This window comes from Pseudofrankia sp. EUN1h (assembly GCF_001854645.1).
GTDB lineage: Bacteria > Actinomycetota > Actinomycetes > Frankiales > Frankiaceae > Pseudofrankia > Pseudofrankia saprophytica.
In genome coordinates this window covers 25,575-39,917 of record NZ_MBLN01000042.1, presented here as the reverse complement: position 1 = coordinate 39,917, position 14,343 = coordinate 25,575, and the positions used below count along the sequence as shown (strand labels likewise).

Genomic DNA, 14,343 nt, shown 5'->3' with positions numbered 1-14,343 from the left:
TACCTCGCGCGGGTGCGGGAAATGCCCTGTGGAGCGATTGATGCCGAAGAACGAGAAGGAGACGACCGAAACAATGCCCGACTACAGCACGACCGACTTCTTCCTGGGCCCGGATCTCGTCGAGAACCCGTATCCGTACTTCGAGTACCTGCGCGGCCAGTGCCCGGTGCACCGCGAGAGCCAGCACGGCGTCGTCATGGTCACCGGTTTCGAGGAGGCCGTCGAGATCCAGAACGACGCGGAGCGTTACTCATCGTGCAACTCGGTGGCCGGCCCGTTGTTCCCGTTCCCGGTGCCGCTCGAGGGCGACGACATCAGCGCGCTGATCGAGGCGCATCGCTACGAGCTGCCGTTCAGCGACATGTTGCTGTGCCTCKACCCACCGGAGCACACGGCGCATCGCGGGCTGCTGATGCGGCTGATCACGCCGAAGCGCCTGCGGGAGAACGAGGCGTACATGCGTCAGGTCACCCAGCGCCAGATCGACACGTTCATCGACAAGGGCGGGTGTGATTTCATCCGTGATTTCGCCACTCCGTTCACCCTGCTCATCATCGCGGATCTGATCGGCGTTCCCCCACAGGACCGGGACGGGTTCCTGGAGGGTATGTCCCAGCCCACGGGCGGTGGCGTCGGCAGCACGACGGGCGAGGCGATGGGCGCCAACCCGCTCGCCTGGCTCTACGAGAAGTTCGCCACGTACGTCGAGGACCGCCGTCGCGACCCGCGGGACGACGTGCTCACCGGGCTGGCGACCGCCACGTTCAAGGACGGCTCCCTGCCCGAGGTCATGGACGTCGTGCGCATCGCCGCGATCATCTTCGCGGCCGGCCACGAGTCCAGCACGCGCTTCCTCTCCAGCGCGTTCAGGATCCTCGCCGAGGAGCCGGCGGTCCAGGCCAGGCTGCGCGCCGAGCCAGGGCTCATCCCGAACTTCATCGAGGAGACCCTGCGCATGGAGAGCGTGGTCAAGGGCGACTTCAGGCTCGCCAGGGTCCCGACAGAGGTCGGCGGGACGGAGATCCCCGCCGGCAGCCACGTGTTCCTGCTGCATGGAGCGGCCAACCGGGACCCCAGGAAGTTCGAGAACCCGTCGGAGTTCCAGCTGGAACGCCCCAACGCGCGCCAGCACCTCGCCTTCGGGCGGGGCGTGCACACCTGCCCAGGCGCCCCGCTCGTGCGCAGCGAGGCGGCCGTCGCCATCGAGCAGTTCCTCGCCCGTACCAGCGACATCCGCTTCTCGGAGGAGGTCCACGGCTCCGCCGGGGCGCGCCGGTTCGACTACGTTCCCTCGTTCGTGCTGCGCGGCCTCACCGGCCTCACGCTCGAGTTCGACCCGCGGGGCGCCGCCGCATGACGGACCCTGCCCGTCCGCCGCGGGTCGGGCTTCTCTACCGGCAGACCGACGCGTCGATGCCGCTGGTCGACCTCGCCCACGCCGCCGAGGAACGCGGCTTCGACTGCGTCGTCGTCGGCGAGCACACCCACATCCCGGTCAGCCGCCTGTCCCCGTTCCCCGGCACCGTCGACGGCGAGCTGCCCGACGCATACCCCCATTTCCCCGACCCGTACGTCGCGCTCGCGTTCATCGCCGCGCGGACCTCGCTGCGGATCGCCGCGGGCATCGCCCTCGTCGCCCAGCACGACCCGATCGCGCTCGCGAAGACCATCGCGACGCTCGACCACCTGTCCGGCGGGCGGTTCACCCTTGGCGTGGGGTTCGGCTGGAACCAGGAGGAGCTCGCCAACCACGGGAAGGACTTCGCCGACCGCCGGGAGATCGTCCACGAGCACATCGAGCTGATGCGGGCGCTGTGGACGCAGGAGGAGGCCGAATACCACGGCCAGCACGCCAACCTGGAGCGCAGCTGGTCCTGGCCGAAGCCCGCGCAGGGCTCGGTGCCCGTGCTGCTCGGTGTCCAGGGCGGCGACCGCGGCTTCGAGGCGATCATTGGTTGGGCCGACGGCTGGCTTCCGGGCGGGAGCCACGGGAGGTGGCTGGCCGCGAAGCTCGCCGAGCTGCGCAGCAGGTGGGTCGACGCCGGCCGCCCCGCGTCCGGCCCCATCGTGTGGCCCATGCAGGACGTGGTCGACGACGACCGGCTGCGCGTCCAGCTCGACCGCTTCCACGAGCTCGCGGTCGACCAGGTGGTTCTCGACATCCCGACCACCACCCGCGAGGAGATCCTGCCGCTGCTCGACCGCTACGCGAAGGTCGTCACGGCCGAGTGGGGCCACCGGTGAGGGCCGAGGTCGACGACACCGCCTGCGCCGGCCACGGCATCTGCGTCGGCCACGCTCCCGAGGTGTTCGAGCTGACCGGCGAGGGCTACTCCGTCGTGCGGGTCGACGAGGTCCCGGCCGCGTACGAGGCCGCTGTCCGCCTGGCGGCCAGACAGTGCCCGACGTACTCCATCACGATCACGGAAGGCATGGGCAACGATGGCTGATCAACCAGCGGGCACGTTGAGCGGCAAGGTCGTCATCATCACGGGCGCCGCGTCGGGGATGGGGCGGGCGGCCGCGGTGCGGTGCGCCGAGCTGGGCGCGGCGGTGGTCGCCGCCGACCTGAACGCCGACGGCGCGGCCGCCGTCGCCGGGGCGATCGAGGCGTCCGGCGGTCGCGCGCTCGGCTTCGGCGTCGACCTGACCGTGGAGGACGAGGTGACCGCGCTCGTCGACGCCGCGGTCGCCCGGTTCGGCACGGTGCACGGGCTGCACAACAACGCCTACGCGGTTCATCCGGGAGCGGCGGTCGACCTGGTCAACACGACCCTTCAGGCGTGGGACTGGACGATTCGGACGTGCCTGACCAGCCAGTTCCTGTGCTGCCGCGCCGTGCTCCCCCACATGCTGCGCAATGGAGACGGATCGATCATCAACGTGTCGTCCGGCAACGGGCTGGCCGGCTCGGCGACGTCCGCGGCCTACGGCGCGGCGAAGGCCGGCAGCATCATGCTGACCAAGTACATCGCGACCCAGTACGGCAAGTCCGGCGTCCGGTGCAACACGCTGGTGCCCGGCTGGACCATCGGGACGGGATGGACGGGCGAGGACGACTACACCGACAGCCAGCGGAAGCTGTTCGACCGCGCGCTGGACGACGTGTGCATGCCCCGCCTCGCGCTGCCCGAGGACATCGCCCCCGTCGTGGCGTTCCTCTTCTCCGACGAGGCGAGGTACCTGCAGGCCGCCACCATCGACGTCAACGGCGGCCTGCTGGCCCACATGCCCGGCGCGGCCGGCAGGCCGACCCGGCCCACTCCGGCCACCACATGAGCTCGACGCCGACGCCGATGACGACGGCGAGCGAGCAGGCCCAGGCGATACACCAGCTGCTGCGCGACCAGCGAAGCGCCGCCCGGGCGTCGGCCCCGCCGTCCCGCGCCCAGCAGCTCGCCCTGGCCGACGAGATCGGCGCCAGCACGTCCGAGCCGGACGGGGTGACGTTCGAGGACGTCGACGCGGGCGGGGTGCCCGCGCAGTGGGCGCGGCCCGACGGCGCGCCGACGAGCAGGGCGCTGCTCTACTTCCACGGTGGCGGCTACTGCTTCTGCTCCGTCCGCTCCCACCGCAGGCTCGTCGGGCACCTCGCCAGGGCAGCGGGCCGCCCGGCGCTGAGCGTGGACTACCGCCTGGCGCCCGAGCACCCCCATCCCGCCGCCGTCACGGACGCGCTGACCACCTACCGGTGGCTGCTCGGCCAGGGCTTCGACCCCGCCCACCTGGCCGTCGCCGGCGACTCGGCCGGCGGCGGGCTCGCCATCGCGCTCCTGCTGAGGGCGAGGGACGAGGGCGTGTCGCTCCCGTCGGCCGTCGTGCTCCTGTCGCCCTGGGTCGACCTCGCGATGACGGCCGACAGCCTGACCAGCCGAGTCGACGTCGACGTGCGCCAGAGCCCCGCCGAGACGCGGTGGTGCGCGGGCCAGTACCTCGCCGGTCAGGACCCACGTGACCCCTACGCGTCGCCGCTGCACGCCGACCTCACCGGGCTGCCGCCTCTGTACATCCAGGCCAGCGACTGGGACACGCTCGTCGACGACGCGCACCGCCTGGCCGAGAAGGCCCGGCGCCTCGGCGTCGACGTCCGCCTCGATCTCTTCCCCGAGATGCCGCACGCGCATCAGCTGTGGGCGGGCACCATGCCCGAGGCCGACGACGCCGTCGCCCGCGTCGGCGCGTATCTGCGAGAAAGGGAAACCCCATGACAGGCGCGGCCGCGTTCCCGGGCGTCGGCGTGCTCTATCGCGCGACGGACCAGATGCCTTTTCTCGAGCTCGCGTACGCCGCCGCCGACCGGGGCTTCACCTCACTCGTCCTCGGCGAGCACACCCACATTCCCGTCAGTTCCGACCCCRCCTGCTTTCCCGGCGCCGGGGACACCATTCCCCCGACCTACCCGCGGCTGCTCGACCCGTACATCGCGCTTTCGTTCGTCGCCGCGCGGACCCCCATGAAGATCGCCACCTGTACGTCCCTTCCCGCCCAGCACGACCCGATTGCCCTGGCCAAGGCCCTCGCGACGCTCGACCACCTGTCCGGGGGGCGCCTCACGCTCGGCGTGGGATACGGCTGGAACGCCGACGAACTGGTCAGCCACGGACACGCGTGGAAGAACCGGCGGGCGGTCGTGCGGGAACACGTCGAGCTCATGCGGGCGCTGTGGACCGAGACCGAGGCCGAGTACCACGGCCAGTACGCCAACCTCGAGCGCAGCTGGTCCTGGCCGAAGCCGGCGCAGCCCTCGATCCCGGTGCTCCTGGGCGCGGCCGGACGCGGCCTCGCCATGGAGGCGATCGTCGGGTGGGCCGACGGATGGATGCCGGGCGGAAGCATCAGCTGGATCGCGGACCGGCTCGTGGAGCTTCGACGCCGGTGGGCCGAGGCCGGACGCCCCGCATCCGGCCCGGTCATCTGGGTGGTCCAGGACCCCGTCGACGACGACAGATTCCAAGCCCGGCTGGAACGCCTTGCGTCCCTCGGTGTCGCCGAGGTTGTGGTCGCCTTCGACACGGTGGACAAGGACGAGATCCTGCCGGTTCTCGATCGCTACGCGAAGCTGATCGCGGCGAACGCCGGCTGACCCCGCGACGAACCAAGGCAAAGGCACGGGGCCTGGCGGCACACAGGGCTCGAATCAACAAAGGTTGGGTCCAACAGGGTTGGAATCACACAGACCTGGGGCCAAACAAGAAGGGACCGCTCATGGTCGAGCACGCCATCATCTCGGCGGACGGGCATTTCGTCGAGCCCACGGACCTGTTCACCAGCCGTCTTCCGAAACACCTGCGGGAACTCGCGGTCTGGGAGGAGGACTTCGAGATAGAACCGCTCGGGGACGACGGAAACCACCATTTCCGGAAGCTGCACACGCCGGGCTTCGAAGGCTGGGCATACGCCCGTTACCGTCACCATGACGGAACGCCGCAATGCGGCGACCCCGCCCGGATCATCGAGGACCTCGACCACGAGGGCGTCCGGGCGACGCTGATGCATCCCAACCACGCACTCTTCGGGTTGTTCACTCACGACCATCATGAGCTGTCGATGGCGCACGCCCGGGTCTACAACGACTACGCGACGGAGATCTTCACGCCGTACCGCGACCGGGTGATCGCCACCATGCCCATCCCGATGAGCGATGTCGACGACGCCGTCGCCGAGATCGAGCGGGTGGCCGCCCTGGGAGCGCGGGCGCTCATCCTTCCGGCGACGTCGCCGGTCCCGTACTCCTCACGGCAGTGCGATCGGGTGTGGGCGGCGGCGCAGGCCCACGGGATGATCATCGCCTTCCACGTGGCGACCGGTGGCGTGAAGGTCCGCAAGGACGCGGCGCCGACCCTCCAGGCGATGATCGCCACCGCCCAGGCCCAGAACCACGAGGTGCTGGACGACGAGGTGATCGTCGAACGGTTGATGGGCGCGGCCGTGTTCGGTCCCATGGCCGCGCAGCGGATCGTCGTGTCGCTGGTCGGCGCCGGGGTGCTCGAACGGTTCCCGGACCTGCATTTCCTGCTGGTGGAGTTCAACGCCAACTGGCTCGTCTCGACGATGGCCGCGATGGACAAGGCCTGGACGCTCGGGCTCGGGCAGAACCGCGACTTCTGGGCCGGCACCTGGGACGACGCCCGCGCCGCCGACGACCAGCCGGGCATGGCCCAGCTCTTCCGGCTCAACGAGCGCTGGCCGTACCCCCTCATGCCGAGCGAGTACGTCCAGCGCCAGATCCACGTCTCCTTCCAGGAGGACCCGATGGCGATCGCCTGCCGGCACGTCACCGGCGTCTCGACGCTGCTGTGGGGCATGGACTATCCGCACGCCGAAGGGACCTTCGGGCGCAGCCGCCAGGTCATCGACCACCTGTTCAAGGACGTCGAGCCCGAGGAGCGCCGGGCGATCCTCGGCGGCACGCTGGGCGGCCTGCTGGGCCTGCGGGCCCCAAGCCCGGCCTGAGTCCCGGATCGGGCCTCCGGGCGCGCCCGCGGCTTCGCCACTTCCCCTGTCGGCCTCCGGCGCTTTTCCCGGCGCCCCCTCAGACCGAAGCCGCGCACCCGCTTCGCGCACCGAGACAACCCGCGAGATAGGACGACCATGCAGCGCCTCGGCACCTCCCGTATCGGCATGCCCCGTAGACGACTCCGACACCGTCCGGTGGCGGCGCTCTTAGCCCTGCCCCTGGCCGCGGTCACCTTCCTGGCCGCCGGCTGCGGCGGCGGCGACAGGACCGACACCGCCACCCCCCAGGCCACGGCGTCGACCGCCACCGACGTTCTCGGGGCAGCGAACCCCGCGAAGGGCCAGCCGATCAAGATCGGCATGATCTCGGACGGCAAGTACGCCGCCAGCGACGCCACCGTCGAGGGCCGGGTAGCCGACGCGGTCGTGAAGTGGGTCAACGAGCGCCGCGGCGGCCTCGGCGGCCGGCCGATCCAGCTGGTCACGTGCGAGACCCTCGGCGACCCGGCCAAGGCCACCGACTGCGGCAACAGGATGGTCGAGCAGAATGTGGCCGCCGTCGTCCTCGGCGGCCCGGCGTTCCCGCAGCCCTCCTGGAAGCCGCTGCACGACGCCCACATCCCGACGACCTACTACGCCGCGAGTCTCGACGACATGCTCGCCGACCCCGACAGCACCTTCATCTTCAGTGACCCGGTCTTCAGCGTCGTGCGGCTGCCGCTCGACCTGGCCAAGGAGAAGAAGGCCAAGAAGATCAGCGCCATCGTGATCGACATCCCGGCGGCGGTGAGCATCTACCAGAACCAGGCCAGGTCCCTGTACGCGGCGGCCGGCATCGACTTCGAGCTGGTGCCCGTCCCGCCGGACCAGGCCGACATGACGCCGCAGGCGCAGCGGATCGCGACCGACGGGACCGGCGTCGTCTTCGTCATCGGCGGCGAGCCGTTCTGCACCGCCGCGTTCAGGGCGCTCAGCCAGGTCGGCTACGCCGGCACGACCGCCAGCATCCCCCAGTGCCTGGGCGAGAACACCAGCAAGGCGGTGCCGGGCAGCTTCCTGAAGGGCATGACCATCTCGGCCCAGGCGCCGGCCGACAAGAACGACAGGAGCTACCAGTTGTTCACCGCCGTCGCGGCGACCTACGGCCACGACATCGACATCACCAACGGCGTCGCGATCGGCATGTTCACGTCGATGGCCGGCTTCCGCGAGGCCCTCGAGGGGATCGCGCCCACCGACCTGACCCCGGCGGGCATCATCGCGGCGCTGCGGAAGATGCCCGAGAAGCCCCTGCCGGGCGCCGACGGGGTGAAGTTCCGCTGCAACGGCAAGGCCAACCCGTCGACACCGGCCGTGTGCGTGCGCGGCGGGCTGATCACCGTCCTGGACGACAAGGGCCAACCCACCACCTACAAGCCCATCGGCCAGTCCCCGATCGAGGGCTGACCGGACCGGAAAGGCTCCCGACGGCCCACTGACGCGGCTCGTCGGGGGCCGCCGTGTCCCGCCCCGGCCGCAAGCACCCTGCTGGAACCTAGTCGGGGATGGCGCGCAGGTGCCTGGCCATGGCCAGCGGAGTGACGGTCAGGACGCCGGAGTCGACGGGCAGGGTGACGCCGGTGACCCAGCGGGCGTCGTCGCTGGCGAGGAAGCCGACCGCCGCGGCGACGTCCCAGCCGGTGCCCTCGGTACCGAGCAGTCCGGCCTCCTTGCGCAGCGTGTCGACGTAGGTGGAGGACTGGCCGGGGATCGACAGCACCATCGGCGTGACGATGTGGCCGGGGGCGATGGCGTTGACCCGGATGCCCTGCCGGCCGTGCGCGTACGCCATCTCGACGGTCATGGCGAGCATGGCACCCTTGGCGGCCGAGTAGGCGATCGTGCCGTCGCCGCGCAGCCCGGAGATCGACGCGATGTTGACGACCGAGCCCGAGCCCTGCGCCGCCATCACCGGGAGCGTGTACTTGCAGGCCAGGAACATCGTGCGCAGGTTGATGTCCAGCGCCTTGTCCCAGGCCTCCTCGGTGATGTCGATGACCGTGCCGACCGAGGCCATGCCGATGTTGTTGACGAGGATGTCGATGGTCCCGAACGCGTCGACGGCGGCCTTCGCCATCGCCTCGCAGGTGGCGGCCTTGGTGCAGTCGCCGGCGAAGACCTCCGCCTTGCCGCCCTCGGACTCGATCAGCTTCTTCGTCTCCTCGGCCCGGTCGGCGAACAGGTCGACGAGCAGCACGCTCGCCCCCTCGCGCGCGAGCACCACCGCGCTGGCCTTGCCCGTGCCGACGCCCGGGCCGGGCGTCGAGCCGGCCCCCGTCACGATCGCGACCTTGCCCTCGACCCGACCGGCCATCTGTCGCACCCCTCTCTCGATATCTCGAAACTGGCGATACCTGATCACCGCCCGCCGGCTGGGTCACCGGCCCGCGTGCGCCGTCCGCCCTACGGCATCCGGGTGAGCAGCGCCGCGCCGGCCTCGTAGCCGCCGACGCTGGTGACCGCGGCGACCCGCGCGCCCGCGACCTGCCGCTCGCCGCACTCGCCGCGCAGCTGGCGGACCGCCTCGGCGGTGTGACCGAACGCGGCGTGCAGCCGGCCGCCGGAGAGCTGGCCACCCCAGGTGTTCAGCGGCAGCTCCCCCTCGATGCCGATCCGCTTGCCGCCCTCGACGAACGCACCGGCCTCCCCCGGCCCGCAGAAGCCCATCGCCTCCAGCCACCAGACGGCCTCGATGGCGAAGCCGTCGTAGATCTCGGCCACGTCGACGTCGGCCGGCCGCAGGTCGGTGCGCGCCCACATCGCCGCCGCGGTGGCGTAGCCGACCCGGCCCATGTCCTCCCACTGCTCCCAGCTCGGCCGCCCGTCGACCACGCCGGCCATCGCCTCGATGGCGACCGGCGCCCGCAGGTCGCCGGCCGTCTCGGCGGCGGACACCACGATCGCGGTGGCGCCGTCGGCGGGGACGTCGCAGTCGTACAGGCAGATCGGCGTCGAGATCATCCGGGCCGCCAGGTAGTCGTCGACGGTGAGCGGCGAGCGGTAGACCGCGTCCGGATTGAGCGCGGCGTGCGCGCGCTGGGTCACCGGGATCCAGGCCAGCTGCTCGCGGGTGACGCCGTACTCGTGCATGTACCGGGTGGCGTACGGGGCGATCTGGCAGACGGGCGAGAGCGCGCCGACCGGCAGCAGCCAGGCCAGCGGCCCCGCGGCCGTCGGGTTCGTCGAGCCGTACGCCGGGCGGCCGCCGGCGTTCCGCGCCGCGCTGCCCTCCTTGACCGTGCGCCAGATGACGACGTGGCGGGCCTGGCCGGTGGCGACCGCCATGGCCGGACCGTAGAACGGCAGGCACATCCCCTCGACGATGCCCTGCCGCCAGGACGTGGTGACCCGCAGCGCGTCCTGGATCTCGTAGAGATCGCCGTTGGCGTAGCCCGGGACGTTGGCCTTGCCCCCGCCGGGGAACATCGCGAGCCCGTCGACGTCGTCGAGGGTCAGCCCCGCGTCCGCGACCGCCGCGAGGATCGCGTCGATCGTCAGCTGGAACCCGGAGCGGTCGATCTGGCGCCCGATCGCCGACTGGCCGACGCCGGAGATGACCGCCCGCCGCTCGAACAGCTCGCCGCCCATCCCGCTCACTCCCCACCCTCGGCGCCCTCGGCGCCCTCGGCGCCGGTGACCGCGACGAAGCTGGGAACGGCGTAGCCTCCGGGCCCCGGCTCGAAGCCGACCTCGACGGCCATCCCCACCGCGGCCTCCTCCGGCGGACAGCCACGCAGCCGGCCGAAGACCCGCACGCCCGGGTGGCCGGCGAACTCGACCAGCACCAACGCGTACGGCACCTCCAGCCCGGGCATCCAACGCTGGTAGTTGACGGTGAAGCTGTAGACGCGGCCGCGCCCGGTGATCTCGACGAACCCGACGGCGCGACTCCGGCAGGCGCGGCATATCCCATACGGCGGGAACGACTCGGCCGCGCAGTCGGCGCAGCGCTCCACGAGCAGGCGGCCCTCGGCCGCCGCGGCCCAGAAGGCGGCGGTCTCCTCGGTGACGGCGGGCGGTATGCCTACGGTCGCGCTCACGAATCCCCTCGGGTCGGTGCTGATCCGCCCTGGTCGTCCCGCCTGTCGGAGCGGTGGCGAGGACGACTTGCGGAGTGTACGCTCACTTCGCAATCTAGCGCCACGCCGTCGGTACACGCGCGGGATTCCCGCCCGACCGGCGCACCGGGGCACGGTCTCGCCCGGGCGTGCCCACCCGGCGGCGCTTCACCACAGAGCCGCTTCACACAGAGCCGCTTCATACAGAGCACCGCTGGGCCGGCGGCCCGCGAGCCGCCGCGCCGGCATGTCGCGAAGGAGCCCCGGTTGCCTGACCGCATCGTCTTCGGCGCAGCCGCCCTACCAGAGCCCGAGCGAGGCTGGCTCGAGGCCGTGGAGCGCCTGCCGATCGAGTCCGTCTGGCAGGGCGGCCACATCCTCCCGCCCACCGGGACCGGCGAGGCCATCACCCGGCTGGCGCTGATGACGGCCTGGACCGAGCGGGTCCGGGTGGGCACCGCGATCCTGGTGCTGCCGCTCTACCAGCCGGTGGTGCTGGCCAAGCAGCTCGTCGATCTGGACGCCCGCTCGGGCGGGCGGGTGTCGGTCGGCGTGGGCGTCGGCGGAGAGTTCCCGCTCGAGTTCTCGTCGGTCGGGGTGCCGGTCGCCGAGCGGGGCCCGCGCACCGACGAGGCGATGACGCTGCTGCGCTCCCTCTGGCGTGGCGGCGAGGTCAGCCACCACGGGAAGTTCTTCGACGTCGACAATGTGACGCTGCGCCCGGTCGCCCCACCGCCCGGGGACCGGATGGCGACCTCCGGCCAGCTTGGCGGCCCGCCTTTCCTGGTCTCGGGCCGCAAGGCCCCGGCGATGCGCCGCGCGGCCCGGCTCGGCGACGGCTGGATGCCGTACCTCATGTCACCGAGCGCGTACGCCCGGTCGGTGGAGACGATCCAGGCCGAGGCGGCGGACATCGGCCGCGACCTCGGTGGCTTCGAGTGGATGATGTACGTCTACTGCTCGGTCCGCCACGACGGCGACCGGGCCCGCGCCGACGTCGCCTCGTTCCTCGGCGGGGCCTATGGCGACAAGCCGTCGGCGATGCTCGACCGGATCGCCCCCGCCGGCACACCGGAGGAGGTCGCCGCCCGGTTGCAGCAGTATGTCGACGTCGGCGTGCGCCACTTCATCATCTCGCCGGCGGCGCACGAGAACACCCTCGAGGTCGTCCGGCTCGCCGCCGAGGAGGTCCTCCCCCGCCTGACCCTGCCCGCCACGGCGCCGGCCGGCTCGGCCAGTCCGGCCGGCTCGGCCAGTCCGGCCACCGCGCCTTCCGGGGCGGTGGCGCCGTGACGGCGGCCGGTACCCGGCCATCGGCCGATACCCGGCCGTTGCCCGGTACCCGGCCGTTGGCCGGGCTGCGGGTCGTCGAGGTCGCGGTCGGGACCAGCGAGCTCGGCCTCGGCCTCGCCGGCGGCGTGCCGGGCATGCTGCTCGCGGACCTCGGCGCGCAGGTCGTCCGGGTCGTCGGCCGGACGCGCCCGGCGATCGACGCGGGGGTGCCCTGGGGCGAGGCCTGGCACCGTGACAAGCGGGTCGTCCAGACCGATGACGCCGAGCCGGTACGAGCGCTGCTCGCCGAGGCCGACGCCGCGCTCGTCTACGGGCCCGAGACGCTGGTGGAGGGCCGCGGGCTCGGCCACCTGGACCTGCGCTCCACCAACCCCGGTCTGGTCTACGCCCGCTGCCGCCCCAGCAGGACCTCGACGGGAACCATCGAGGACTACGGCCTGCTCGTCGAGGCCCGCTCCGGCCTTTGCGCCCAGCTCGCCGGCCACCGGCCAGGGCCGATCTTCGTCGACGTCCGAGCGCCGGGCATCGGAACCGCCGGCCTGCTGACCGCCTCGGTCCTCGCGCTGCTACGCCGCCGGGCCGTGACGGGCGTCGGCGGCTGGGCGGAGACGTCGCTCTACGACGGCCTGCTCGCGACGCTCGGCTGCATGATCGGGCGCTCCGAGCGGGCACGGCCCGAGATCGAGGGCTACTGGGAGCTGGGCTCGACCTTCCCGAACTTCCTCTACCGCTGCGCGGACGGCGAGCTGATCCAGGTCTGGTTCGGGGGCAAGGGCATGTACGCCAAGCTCATCGAGGTCCTCGGCGACGAGCCGAGCGTCGAGGGCTACTACACCGACCAGTCCACCGGGAAGCTGCAGGAACGCGCGAAGCGCTGGCGCGCCCCGTTCGCCCTGCGGCCCCGAGACGTCTGGATCGAGCGGCTGCGCGACGCCGGCGTCGCCTGCGAACCGGTCCTCGGCCCCGGCGAGGCGTTACGGGACCCGCACCTGGCCGAGATCGGCCTGGCCGTCACGCGCGACCAGCACGGCCACCGCGAGGTCATGCTGGGCTCCCCGATCGCGGTCGGCCCGCTGCCCGGTTCCGAGCCCCCGGCCGAGACGCCGACCGAGACGCGGGCGCAGGAGCGGCCCGAGGCCCAGGCGGCGAACGTCCAGCCCACGAACGTCCAGGCCACGAACGAGGCGACGACCGAAGGCGCTACCACCCGTACGGGTGCCGCGGCCGCGGGTGCCGCCGGAAACGCGGCGCCGCTGCGCGGGGTGCGGGTGGTCGACTTCTCCGCGTTCGTCGCCGGACCGCTCGCCGCCCAGGTGCTCGCCGACCTTGGTGCCGAGGTCATCAAGGTCGAGCCGCCCGACGGCGAGGCGATGCGGGCCGCCGCCTACGCGGTCGCCGCCTGCCAACGCGGCAAGCGCAGCATCGCGATCGACATCACCGCCCCCGACGCCCGCCCCGTCGTAGAGCGGTTGATCCGGTGGGCCGACGTCGTGCTGCACAACTTCCGGGTCGGCGTCGCCGAGCGGCTCGGCATCGGCGCCGCCGACGTCGCCCGGCTCAACCCGCGCGCGGTCTACTGCCATGCCAGCGCCTTCGGGCCCAGGGGGCCGCGAGCGAGGCAGCCGGGCAACGACGCGCTGATGCAGGCCGTCACCGGCCTGGAGCAGGCCATCGGCGGCGAGGGCAACGAGCCGATCGCCGCGACCTGGATTCCCATCGACGTGACCGGTGGCTGGGTGGCGGCGGGCGGGATCCTCGCCGGCCTGTACGCCCAGGCCGTCGCCGAGGAGGGGCAGCAGGTCGCGACCAGCCTGCTCGGCGCCGGGATGCTGCTGCAGAGCGGCTCCTTCCTGCGCGACGACGCGCTCGTCGCCGGGCCCGCCCTGGACCAGGCGCAGACGGGCTACGGCCCCGGCTACCGCCTCTACCAGGCCGGCGACGGGGAATGGTTCGCGCTGGTGCTGCCGGACGAGCAGGCCTGGACCCGCCTGCGCGCGCTGCTGGGCGGGGGCCAGCCTCCGCCGACCGGGGGGCGGCTCGCGACGTACGCCCCGCTGCGCGGCGGCGCCCACGACGCGGTGGCCCGCGAGGTCGAGAGGCTGCTGGAGAAGGCGTTCGCGAGTGACCCAGCCGCTGACTGGGTGGCCCGGCTGCGCGCCGAGGGGCTGCTGGCCGAGGTGGTCCGGCCGCGCAGCCGTGACGAGTTCCGCCGCGGCATCCTCGACGACCCGCTCAACCGGCAGCTTGGCCGCGTCGCCGCCTACGAGGTCGCGGAGTGGGGTCACTTCGAACAGATCGGCCCGCTCCTCCGCCTCGGCCAGCCGCCGTCGGACGGTCCCACCCTGGCGCTGCCCGGCATCGGCGAGCACAGCGTCGCTGTCCTGTCCGACCTCGGCTTCCGCGCCGAGGACGTCGACGCCCTGCTGGCCGCCAAGATCGTCCGCCAGCTCTAGCCGATCACGGCAGCGGACCTCCGCCCCACCCAAAAGAACTCATG

13 protein-coding genes are annotated in these 14,343 nt (G+C 72.2%); 10 read left to right on the top strand and 3 right to left on the bottom strand.

The features are described 5' to 3' along the window. Nucleotides 1-40 precede the first annotated feature (40 nt). From BCD49_RS09390 to BCD49_RS09355, 8 genes are all read left to right on the top strand, one after another. Entirely contained in the window at nucleotides 41-1,357 is a 1,317-nt protein-coding gene (locus BCD49_RS09390) for a cytochrome P450 (protein WP_083401364.1), read from the top strand. Next, nucleotides 1,354-2,244, top strand: coding sequence for an LLM class F420-dependent oxidoreductase (locus tag BCD49_RS09385; RefSeq protein WP_007508150.1), 891 nt, complete (start codon nucleotides 1,354-1,356; stop codon nucleotides 2,242-2,244). Before BCD49_RS09390 ends, BCD49_RS09385 begins: the two co-directional genes overlap by 4 nt. Beyond that, a complete protein-coding gene (locus tag BCD49_RS09380; RefSeq protein ID WP_007508152.1) occupies nucleotides 2,241-2,450 on the top strand; it encodes a ferredoxin in 210 nt (69 codons plus the stop codon). The genes BCD49_RS09385 and BCD49_RS09380 overlap by 4 nt, the downstream gene beginning before the upstream one ends. After that, nucleotides 2,443-3,279, top strand: coding sequence for an SDR family NAD(P)-dependent oxidoreductase (locus BCD49_RS09375; RefSeq protein WP_007508155.1), 837 nt, complete (start codon nucleotides 2,443-2,445; stop codon nucleotides 3,277-3,279). The genes BCD49_RS09380 and BCD49_RS09375 overlap by 8 nt, the downstream gene beginning before the upstream one ends. Next, nucleotides 3,276-4,208, top strand: a complete 933-nt coding sequence (locus BCD49_RS09370; RefSeq protein ID WP_007508157.1) for an alpha/beta hydrolase — start codon at nucleotides 3,276-3,278, stop codon at nucleotides 4,206-4,208. Before BCD49_RS09375 ends, BCD49_RS09370 begins: the two co-directional genes overlap by 4 nt. After that, nucleotides 4,205-5,083 (top strand): TIGR03619 family F420-dependent LLM class oxidoreductase, encoded by an 879-nt coding sequence (locus BCD49_RS09365; RefSeq protein ID WP_071041399.1) that lies wholly within the window; start codon nucleotides 4,205-4,207, stop codon nucleotides 5,081-5,083. The genes BCD49_RS09370 and BCD49_RS09365 overlap by 4 nt, the downstream gene beginning before the upstream one ends. A 122-nt stretch (nucleotides 5,084-5,205) precedes the next feature. Further along, nucleotides 5,206-6,453: an amidohydrolase family protein gene (locus BCD49_RS09360; protein WP_007508161.1), complete on the top strand. Its 1,248-nt coding sequence runs from the start codon at nucleotides 5,206-5,208 to the stop codon at nucleotides 6,451-6,453. 198 nt (nucleotides 6,454-6,651) lie between these two features. Beyond that, nucleotides 6,652-7,902 (top strand): ABC transporter substrate-binding protein, encoded by a 1,251-nt coding sequence (locus tag BCD49_RS09355; RefSeq protein ID WP_232794205.1) that lies wholly within the window; start codon nucleotides 6,652-6,654, stop codon nucleotides 7,900-7,902. A gap of 88 nt (nucleotides 7,903-7,990) precedes the next feature. On the opposite strand, the gene BCD49_RS09350 is transcribed toward BCD49_RS09355, so the two are convergent. The 3 genes from BCD49_RS09350 to BCD49_RS09340 all read right to left on the bottom strand — a co-directional run bounded on the left by BCD49_RS09350 (nucleotide 7,991) and on the right by BCD49_RS09340 (nucleotide 10,535). Continuing rightward, entirely contained in the window at nucleotides 7,991-8,809 is an 819-nt protein-coding gene (locus tag BCD49_RS09350) for an SDR family oxidoreductase (RefSeq protein WP_007508164.1), read from the bottom strand. 89 nt (nucleotides 8,810-8,898) lie between these two features. Then, nucleotides 8,899-10,083, bottom strand: a complete 1,185-nt coding sequence (locus tag BCD49_RS09345; RefSeq protein WP_007508166.1) for a thiolase family protein — start codon at nucleotides 10,081-10,083, stop codon at nucleotides 8,899-8,901. A gap of 5 nt (nucleotides 10,084-10,088) precedes the next feature. Beyond that, entirely contained in the window at nucleotides 10,089-10,535 is a 447-nt protein-coding gene (locus tag BCD49_RS09340; RefSeq protein ID WP_007508167.1) for a Zn-ribbon domain-containing OB-fold protein, read from the bottom strand. 285 nt (nucleotides 10,536-10,820) lie between these two features. Between BCD49_RS09340 and BCD49_RS09335 the strand changes: the two genes are divergently transcribed. Then, complete coding sequence (locus BCD49_RS09335) at nucleotides 10,821-11,846, top strand: LLM class flavin-dependent oxidoreductase (protein ID WP_007508169.1); 1,026 nt, start codon at nucleotides 10,821-10,823, stop codon at nucleotides 11,844-11,846. Continuing rightward, complete coding sequence (locus BCD49_RS09330; protein WP_007508171.1) at nucleotides 11,843-14,299, top strand: CoA transferase; 2,457 nt, start codon at nucleotides 11,843-11,845, stop codon at nucleotides 14,297-14,299. The genes BCD49_RS09335 and BCD49_RS09330 overlap by 4 nt, the downstream gene beginning before the upstream one ends. Nucleotides 14,300-14,343: the final 44 nt, after the last annotated feature.

Bases quoted from the DNA above. Each gene is read 5' to 3' on its own strand.
- BCD49_RS09370 (WP_007508157.1), top strand. From the start codon at position 3,276: ATGAGCTCGACGCCGACGCCGATGACGACGGCGAGCGAGCAGGCCCAG.
- BCD49_RS09385 (WP_007508150.1), top strand. From the start codon at position 1,354: ATGACGGACCCTGCCCGTCCGCCGCGGGTCGGGCTTCTCTACCGGCAG.
- BCD49_RS09375 (WP_007508155.1), top strand. From the start codon at position 2,443: ATGGCTGATCAACCAGCGGGCACGTTGAGCGGCAAGGTCGTCATCATC.
- BCD49_RS09345 (WP_007508166.1), bottom strand. From the start codon at position 10,083: ATGGGCGGCGAGCTGTTCGAGCGGCGGGCGGTCATCTCCGGCGTCGGC.
- BCD49_RS09350 (WP_007508164.1), bottom strand. From the start codon at position 8,809: ATGGCCGGTCGGGTCGAGGGCAAGGTCGCGATCGTGACGGGGGCCGGC.
- BCD49_RS09360 (WP_007508161.1), top strand. From the start codon at position 5,206: ATGGTCGAGCACGCCATCATCTCGGCGGACGGGCATTTCGTCGAGCCC.